The organism is Ruegeria sp. SAZA006 (assembly GCF_059613465.1).
The window spans coordinates 461,158-467,623 of the sequence record NZ_JBXWSO010000010.1 but is presented as its reverse complement, the minus strand read 5'-3'; the positions used below and the strand labels follow the sequence as shown (position 1 = coordinate 467,623).

9 protein-coding genes are annotated in these 6,466 nt (G+C 55.1%); 6 read left to right on the top strand and 3 right to left on the bottom strand.

Annotated features, from left to right (window positions below; translation table 11 throughout):
* The 6 genes from AC2FNZ_RS11710 to AC2FNZ_RS11685 all read left to right on the top strand — a co-directional run.
* Window positions 1-270 (top strand): DDE-type integrase/transposase/recombinase (locus AC2FNZ_RS11710; RefSeq protein WP_496840744.1); only part of this gene is annotated, 270 nt, incomplete at its 5' end.
* A 134-nt stretch (window positions 271-404) separates the two neighbouring features.
* Window positions 405-1,514 (top strand): phage terminase large subunit, encoded by a 1,110-nt coding sequence (gene terL, locus AC2FNZ_RS11705; protein WP_496840743.1) that lies wholly within the window; start codon window positions 405-407, stop codon window positions 1,512-1,514.
* Between the two features lie 114 nt (window positions 1,515-1,628).
* Window positions 1,629-2,168, top strand: a complete 540-nt coding sequence (locus tag AC2FNZ_RS11700; RefSeq protein WP_496840742.1) for a hypothetical protein — start codon at window positions 1,629-1,631, stop codon at window positions 2,166-2,168.
* Between the two features lie 343 nt (window positions 2,169-2,511).
* On the top strand, window positions 2,512-2,826 hold the full coding sequence (locus AC2FNZ_RS11695; protein ID WP_093964951.1) for a hypothetical protein: 315 nt from the start codon (window positions 2,512-2,514) through the stop codon (window positions 2,824-2,826).
* Window positions 2,827-2,844: 18 nt separating this feature from the next.
* Window positions 2,845-3,468 carry a hypothetical protein gene (locus tag AC2FNZ_RS11690; protein ID WP_093964952.1) on the top strand — a complete coding sequence of 208 codons (624 nt, stop codon included), beginning with the start codon at window positions 2,845-2,847 and terminating at the stop codon, window positions 3,466-3,468.
* A 765-nt stretch (window positions 3,469-4,233) separates the two neighbouring features.
* Complete coding sequence (locus AC2FNZ_RS11685) at window positions 4,234-4,695, top strand: hypothetical protein (protein ID WP_141138520.1); 462 nt, start codon at window positions 4,234-4,236, stop codon at window positions 4,693-4,695.
* A gap of 64 nt (window positions 4,696-4,759) precedes the next feature.
* Here the strand turns inward: AC2FNZ_RS11685 and AC2FNZ_RS11680 are convergent, their stop codons facing one another.
* The 3 genes from AC2FNZ_RS11680 to AC2FNZ_RS11670 are packed head-to-tail and all read right to left on the bottom strand — an operon-like array spanning window position 4,760 to window position 6,412.
* A complete protein-coding gene (locus AC2FNZ_RS11680; RefSeq protein WP_141138521.1) occupies window positions 4,760-5,086 on the bottom strand; it encodes a hypothetical protein in 327 nt (108 codons plus the stop codon).
* 5 nt (window positions 5,087-5,091) lie between these two features.
* Complete coding sequence (locus tag AC2FNZ_RS11675; RefSeq protein WP_496840741.1) at window positions 5,092-5,613, bottom strand: hypothetical protein; 522 nt, start codon at window positions 5,611-5,613, stop codon at window positions 5,092-5,094.
* 28 nt (window positions 5,614-5,641) lie between these two features.
* Window positions 5,642-6,412, bottom strand: coding sequence for a hypothetical protein (locus AC2FNZ_RS11670; RefSeq protein WP_093964956.1), 771 nt, complete (start codon window positions 6,410-6,412; stop codon window positions 5,642-5,644).
* Window positions 6,413-6,466: the final 54 nt, after the last annotated feature.

Sequence of the window (6,466 nt, the reverse complement as noted above, 5' to 3'; positions counted from 1 at the left end):
AAGGCTGCGCTCAGAGAAATAGGCGCGCTCGAAAAACAACAGACGGGCAGGTGGCTCAACAACCGTGTTGAGAATTCGCACCTGCCGTTTCGACGACGTGAACGCGCGATGCAGCGTTTCAGGCGCATGCGAAGTCTACAGAAATTCGCCTCCGTCCATTCCTCCGTGTACAACCACTTCAACCAGGAAAGATCGCTAGCCAGCCGAGACTCCTTCAAGCAGACACGCACCGCCGCTCTTAGCGAGTGGCGTCAACTTTGTTCCGGATAGGTTCGCGGTTTTCGCGGTAAACTGAGACTGGTTCGAATTCGTCTGACAGCACCGTTGCCAGCTATGGGTTGGATCTGGCGCGCAAACATTCCGAAGATTGTCGTCGGATCATGTCTGCGCGCTGGTACCGGGAAATGTTCCCTGAAACGGTCTTGGCTAAAAAGGGCAACACCTCAGAAGAAATCCGCACCACAAAGGGAGGCAGCCGTAAGGCTGTCTCCATTGGAAGTTCTGTCACCGGTCATGGCGCCGATTACATCATCATCGATGACCTGCTGAAAGCCGGAGATGCCGGCTCCGAAGCCGAGCTGGTCAAGGCGCAGGAGTTCATTGAGGGGACCTTGTTGTCGCGCTTCGACAATCCGGCCGAAGGGCGTGTGGTTATGGTTGCGCAACGGTTGCACGAGATGGATCCGCCGGGTTATCTGCTCGAACGCGGGACCTACCGGCATCTGAATCTGCCTGCCATCGCAGAAGGCCATGAGGTGGTTCCTCTTGGGCGTGGAAGGGTCATGCGCCGCAAACCGGGTGATCTCCTGTGCCCGTCCCGTTTGGATCAGCAAACGCTGGATACCAAGCGTCGCGAAATGGGCGCGGCCGTGTTCAATTGCCAGTATCAGCAGAACCCCATTGCTCCCGACGGGTCGCCCTTGCGCTGGGAGTGGTTTGGCACCTACGAGACCATCGAAGATCGCCGCTGGTTCCAACTGGTGGTTCAGAGCTGGGATACGGGCATGTCGGCAGACCCCCGGTCTGATTTCTCTGTCTGTACAACCTGGGGGTTCCGCGAAAATGCGTGGCATCTTATCGACGTCTGGCGCGGGCAGGTAGACTACCCAGACCTGAAAGCCAAGGCACTGCAACTTGTCGGCCGTTGGGATCCCGATCGTGTCCTGATCGAAGATGCGGCCTCCGGCAAACCTCTTTTGGACGAATTGTTTCGTGATGACCGTCGGCGCTACGAACGCATTAAACCCGACAAGGACAAGGAAACCCGGTTCCAGTCCGCTTGCGGTCCTGTCGAAGAGGGCAAGGTTTATCTGCCTGCAGATGCACCCTGGCTGCCGGTATTCAAACGGGAGCTTCAGTCCTTTCCACGCGGACGCAACGACGATCAGGTCGACAGCTTTGCCCACTTTCTGAACTGGTCCAAGGGACCGGGCTTCTACCGGGCATTGGGCCGCGACCACCGGATCAACATCGAACGTCGGGAGCGTAATCGAGAGAGGGTCAGGCGACGGTAGGATCTCGGAGTTGAGCTTGAAAACTCGTTGAATAGTACTGGGAGGGCCGATGTCGGACCAATCCTGAGAGCGGCCCCAATGACCGCTCGCAACCACAAACCGGTCTAATCGCTAATGCCGTCGGATGACGGCTTTGAGCCCGAAGCTGCCGTTTATCCGGCCTATGGCCCTACTACGCATCGAACGTTTGCCCTGACCCCGAAGCGGACACAATTTGATTGGACTGAATTAGGTAGCGTATTCAAATCGCAAAAATTTGACCAACCAAGTGAATACCGTATTGTTGAATATGGGACAAAATTAAGATCCCGGAGAAAGCGCCTCGGCGCTTTCCTAGGTCAACGTGAAACAGGGTACATTATGAAAAACTTTCTTTTGGCTTTTCCAGCGGTTGCACTTCTCACCGCTTGTGATGAAAGTAGCACAACCAGTGCTACGTCGGCGGCACCAAACGCGGCGGAGCAAGCTTGCTTGCGTGATGTCACTGCGACAACCAACAATCCGGATGTGGCACTGCTCGGTTCGGAGTTCTCTGAAGCCGGGACGTTTGTGCGCGTCGGCGTCGGACCGGACCGCGCGCCATGGCAGTGCATCGCTTACAGTGACGGCTCCACAGACGGTATAATGTCGCTTACTAACGAAGGAACGCTCTAGTTTTGCGAAATAGCTTGCTGGAACGTTGCGATGACTGATGCTGTGCAAAGCCGCGATTTGGGTTTTCATGTTGCTGTGGGCAGGCGCGAGTTTCATCTTTATGACAGGAACCTTCGGCTGGTTTGAACAGCCAAGAGATCCCTTGTCTGGGCTATTTCTGCTACCCTTGGGCCTACCGTGGGTTCTTGCAATTGAATTTGCGCCGGAGACCGTCAGGCCACTGTTAGCAATACTGGCGCCGTCGGTGAATTTGGTGATTTTGGTGAGATTATGCAGGAAGAAGAATAGAGCAAATTAGCCTCTGTAATGGTGACAAACCTCAGAGCATTAGGAAACAAAACAAATGGGTAAACTGATTTTGGGACTGGTTATAGGGCTGCTTGTGGGCGGTATTGGTGGCGGGATGCTGGGCATCGGCAGTGGCGCTGGAATGGGCATCGCTACCGGGCTTTCAGCCGGTGTTTGTGGGATTGCAAATGCAGCGCAACAGGAGGGCCTTCTGACAGAAGAACAGGTCGATCAAGTTTTTAACCGTGCTGTCACTAACCTGAGAGAACTGACCCCGGACGCGGAAGAAAACGGGGATGCGATCGTCGGAGCGGCCAGCGAATGTGATGCCGTATTGCAGCAACTGCGCGACGCGGCGGTGTCTAATTAATACCAGGAGAGTTTAGTTATGCGATCAAAGGTTCTGGCTTTGTCTCTTTGTATCTCGCCGACGTTCGCCTCGGCCGCTGACGTCGGACAGGACGCGATTGACAGTTGCATCGACCAATTGCGTTCTGTGGGTGGGCCGGACGGACAAAGCGGCACTGTTCTGTCTACAGAGTTTTCCGAAGCAAATTCGCTCGTCATGCTGCAAGACAAAGGCGAGACAGTCTGGAGATGTCTTGTGTCCAACGACGGTCAAGTCGCTGAACTCAGCGTCGCGCAGGCCGCCGATGACGGCCAAGGCGCAATGGCGGGGTCCGGCGGTTTACCCGTAGTTTCAGGAACCCAACGGGTCCAATTCGCGGCAGGTACCAGCGGCGCAGCGATGTCGGGCACTTTGAACCCGAATACATCAGTGAGCTACGTGCTCGGCGCAGCAGATGGTCAGTTCATGCGCGTGGACGTGGGTTCCCACGGTGGCGCGTTGGACTACAAAATTTTCAACCCGGATGGCTCGCTCCTTCTAGACCTGATCTCTTCTGATACCCCTTATCGAGGCCAACTTTGGCAGTCTGGCGATCATGTGGTCGAGGTCCTAAACGCCGGGGCGCAACCGGTCACCTTTGATATTGGTATCGGCATCGAGTAGCCACCGAGTTCAACAAGCAGGAAATCCAATGAAGTCATTTGTTCCCTTTGTGGCTGGATTTGCAGCACTTGGCCTTGTCGCATGTGATACTCCAAGCACTTCTACCGAACCGGGCCAACCTGCTATTGGCAGTTCAAGCGATTTGACTGCATTCGAAGGAGCACGTGCCGGCCAAGCGGAGATGGGCATACAGAACCTCGGGTACGAGTTGATCCGCTCCGAGGGTCTCACGTCATTCTGGTTTAACCGTGATACTGGCGCTTGCGCGCGGATAACAACGGCGGATGGTCGCTACTCTGATGTGACTATGCTGCCTGCGGAGGACTGCTAATGGATTGGTTGCACGCGATTGTCACGGGTCTTTTGTGTGGTGGCGCATATTGGGCTGTAAGAAGTATGGGTTGGTTTGAGAACCGTTCAAAAGTTCAACAAGCGTTGATTTTCTTTCCGATCATTTTCATCGTCGTTTTGATCTTGAACCTTATCTGGCCATCGGCCTGATCGCTGCGCCGTTTGAACCTCGCTGACACTTAACGTTCGAAGGCAGGAAAACTCGCACGGGTTCTTTCCCTTTTCTGACAGACCGCAAAGTCGGCAAAGTAGACATTCTTAAAAAAAACCTGCCAATGACCGCACCGAGCCCTTCTCGGATCTTGATCGCGCGCGCAGCATTCGAAACCATGGGCAGAGACACTCGCTGCATTCGATGGCATAGCAAACAGGTGTTTTAAAGTTTTCAAACAACTTCGCACAATGGAGAACCAAATGTGTCGATCGATCCTGATGCTGCTAATCGCAATGTGGATATTGATAGGTCCAGCATCATCCCAACCGCTCTTTGAGGATTCAAAGGCTTTCGATCCTTCCAGCGAAACGGCAATGGCGATTACCGGGCCAGTAATCTTGTCCACCAAGCGGATGGTCTTCGAGACCGGCAGGTTTCTTGATCTCGAAGTTCATGACCCCAAGAGTTCAGGCAATTGGGGTGCGTCTGGCGACGTGCCTGTTGCTCAGGTGTTTCGTGTATCAGGCGATGCAGGCCCACTAAGGCAGGGAAACACGCTTTGTGGCGACCAACCAGTCACGTATATGGCAACCTGGAGTGAGGACAGCTCCGGGTTTACCTACCTTGGCGTAGCGATGTTTACTGGCATGGAACCGCCTGCAGGCATTGCCGGTCAAGCGTTGTGCGCGACGTACTTCTTCTCGATGGATGTTCCGGAGTAGTCCGGCAGTTGTCCTGAACTCATCGACAGAGAGGACCATTCAAAGTCCAGGGCAAGCATGTGGTTCAGCGGTAGGGAATGCTGAAGAACGAGAAGCTGTTGGTTTGGGTGATTACGGGCGCTCCCGTTTCCGCCATTAGGCTTGCCATTGCTGCACTTCCCGTCGGACAGGCCACAAGATCGGCCGAATCGTCGAGCAAATCGCCAGTAAACGCCGTTTCGCCGACAAGCTGGCACTCGTCCGCAACACTTCGGTAACCGCGAACGAAGTTCAGTTCCGGGTCGGGTTCGCTGATCGCTAACTCTTGAGCGGTTTCGACGCATCCCGTCACCGACAGCGCCAAAGCGCAGGCACATATGGCACGCATGATCTTTTCGAGGCGCCTTTCCATATATTCTACTCCCACTCTGCACCCGTGCTGCGCCAGACCGTTTCATCTGAATCCCAAACACTGGCCACGATGCAGGGCGTTGGGTTGATCCCACCACATTGCGAGCCATGCACATCCGCCAAAAGCACGCGAAATGGGCCGATGTTCGCCATGTCCCATCCCTGATTGAGAAGCGAGAACAAATGTTCCTCGACCAAGAAGTGAGACATGCAACCGCCTGTCCCGCAATAGAGCGACACAGCGGTGGAACAGGCAAAACCCGCCTCGTCCAGAACCCAGTCCCGCTCGATGTCTCCATCGAGATCGACGCGGTGGATGGCTCCCAATTCAAAGGCGAACTGCCCGTTCTCCATATCCGAACATGCCTGCTGCGCGGCCTCTACTCTTTCAAGAAGCTGTGTGGGCAGCCCGGACAAATCCTGCGCGTGCGCCGAGGGCGTATAGAAGGCCACGGAAAGAGCACAAACAGCAACCGCCAAAATCCCAGCGCCGGCGCGATTGCCATTTCCAACCAGTTGGCTACCCATGTTCGTGTCTCCAGCCCTTCCGTGTGCCTCAGTTGCACTGATCGTAGGTGTAATCGCCAAACTCGATCCAGTTCCGGCCCCCATCGCTGAAGACGAGGAACTCTGACCGATCTTCACCCAGGAGCGCCACCTGGAAGCCTGCTGGTGGTTCAGAATTTCCGAAGAAGCTATATGAAGTCATCGCCCGAACTGTCTCACCATTGACGGTCACGATAGCATCCCACTGCTCGCCGGGTTGACCCACGATGGCGTATTCGATGACCCTCTGCACGGCACCGCCACCGCAATACACAATGCCTTCTGGCGCCTCCATGCTCTGAGATGTCGACGCGTTAGAGCCGCAGGCCGCGCGCAGGGATCTTACCGCCGCGGAAGATCCTTTGAGCGTGAAGATACCATAAGAGACATCCTGGTCAGCCATCGAAAGGTTCAGAACGGCGTTCTGCGCAATCTGATCCAAAACGAAATCATAGTCGCCCTGATCGAAGAAACGGACCTCAACAGGATAGTTGTCGACGAGCGAGATATCCGCATTCACTGATCCTGCCTGAAACGCACCTACCTCGGTCGAACCATCCTTCATGAACCGAAAGGACAGGCCCTGCCTGGAGACAATATCCTGCGAGTCGTCATAACCTGCTGGCGCGAAACGGACACGGTCGCACTGCAACTCCAGAGTCATGTCGCCGGTCTGAATGAAGGCGTTGGCGTTCGGCGGCCCACTGAAGTTCCACTCAGCCATGGCAGGTGATGACATCATGATTGTGAGGACCGTGCCGGCGACTAGATGTCTCTTCATAAGTAACCTCCTAGGCAACTAAGCCATGTTTCGTCATTCTGCCGCGAAAGCACT

Excerpts from the sequence above, each read along its gene's own strand:
- AC2FNZ_RS11685 (WP_141138520.1), top strand. The coding sequence starts at position 4,234 with ATGTGTCGATCGATCCTGATGCTGCTAATCGCAATGTGGATATTGATA.
- AC2FNZ_RS11680 (WP_141138521.1), bottom strand. The coding sequence starts at position 5,086 with ATGGAAAGGCGCCTCGAAAAGATCATGCGTGCCATATGTGCCTGCGCT.
- terL (WP_496840743.1), top strand. The coding sequence starts at position 405 with ATGTTCCCTGAAACGGTCTTGGCTAAAAAGGGCAACACCTCAGAAGAA.
- AC2FNZ_RS11700 (WP_496840742.1), top strand. The coding sequence starts at position 1,629 with ATGCCGTCGGATGACGGCTTTGAGCCCGAAGCTGCCGTTTATCCGGCC.
- AC2FNZ_RS11670 (WP_093964956.1), bottom strand. The coding sequence starts at position 6,412 with ATGAAGAGACATCTAGTCGCCGGCACGGTCCTCACAATCATGATGTCA.
- AC2FNZ_RS11695 (WP_093964951.1), top strand. The coding sequence starts at position 2,512 with ATGGGTAAACTGATTTTGGGACTGGTTATAGGGCTGCTTGTGGGCGGT.
- AC2FNZ_RS11675 (WP_496840741.1), bottom strand. The coding sequence starts at position 5,613 with ATGGGTAGCCAACTGGTTGGAAATGGCAATCGCGCCGGCGCTGGGATT.
- AC2FNZ_RS11690 (WP_093964952.1), top strand. The coding sequence starts at position 2,845 with ATGCGATCAAAGGTTCTGGCTTTGTCTCTTTGTATCTCGCCGACGTTC.